Origin of the sequence: Thermogutta sp., assembly GCF_039793925.1 — a bacterium.
Classification (GTDB): Bacteria; Planctomycetota; Planctomycetia; order Pirellulales; family Thermoguttaceae; genus Thermogutta.
The window spans coordinates 1-1,137 of sequence record NZ_JBAMME010000159.1; the positions used below are offsets into that span (position 1 = coordinate 1).

Here is a 1,137-nt window from a genome sequence, read left to right on the forward strand (position 1 = left end):
CCCGCAGGACGTGGAGGCCGATATGGTCTATCAGGTCCAGGGCCTCGGCGGCCATCCGGCGAGGCAGGTCTGAATTGTTCGGGTGGACTTCCCTCACTTACGAAGGTAGGTGTTTTTGATTTTCAACCATTCCTGATATTCAAACTCTTCCCACGGCGGCTTGACGATACCCAGTTCGGCGAAAAGGCGTTCTGCCTGGAATCCCAATTCTATCGCTCTGGGCAGGTTCCCCAGGTGATATTCATAAACAGCCAAAAGCATATAGGCTTCGGCTAAATCTGTCTTTTCATGGAAGTTGGGCAGAATTTGATACAAGCCATCGCGGGCCTTTTCATAATCGCCGCGCCTGGCGGCCACAATTGCTATATTTCCCCTCAGAACCGCATCCCAACTGGTAGGCGAGACAACACAGGTTTCACACTTGGACAAAGCATCCAGGCCTCTGAGGAATGTTTGCTCTGCCCGGTCCGGGTCGCGGGCCAGCAAGTACAATACCCCCAGGCTGTTTAACGTGAAAAGCAGAATCTCGTCCGCAGGCCGGTCCAGATGCGATAACTCGTCCACTGCCTGTTCTATCACCCGGATCGCAGGACCGAGATGCTGCCGATCGGTCCAGGCTTTCCAGCGAGCTATTCTGGCCTGGATTCCAAGTCTTATGGCATCCAGTTCGGGATGCTTTTCTGTTTTACCTTCTTCCAGAAGGGCTATCAGGCTTTCCCATTTTTCCTGAAATTCATCAAAACGGCCGTAAAGCGACATCCCATCTCCGTACCGGGACAGCCAGGAGAACCTTAGAAGCTCCACAGAGCCGGTGATAAGAACCTGGTTCAGCAGGGAAGATCCGATTTCAAGAACTGACGAGAGCGATCCTGTATCGTAGAGAACCATGATCCCCTTATCTATCTGCTGGACCAGTTCTTCCCACCTTTGTCGCGACGGGAGCCAGAACAGCACGCTGACGATGTTGGGCGTTTCCTCGTAGATGCGGGGATCAGCGGGATACCCTTCCAGCAGGTTCTGGTACCAGCGTACCCACCGGTCCCTGAGTACCTGCTCTACATCTGGCGCCTCTGCCAGTTTACCCCGGGCGTATTCCTGCACGATGGGCAACATCCAGAATCGGTCGGTCCTGGTGCG

1 protein-coding gene is annotated in these 1,137 nt (G+C 54.3%); it reads right to left on the reverse strand.

What is annotated here, in order from left to right; all coding sequences use genetic code 11:
- Positions 1-93: 93 nt before the first annotated feature.
- On the reverse strand, positions 94-1,137 hold a 1,044-nt coding region (locus ABJK56_RS06270), incomplete at its 5' end, for a hypothetical protein (RefSeq protein WP_347243809.1).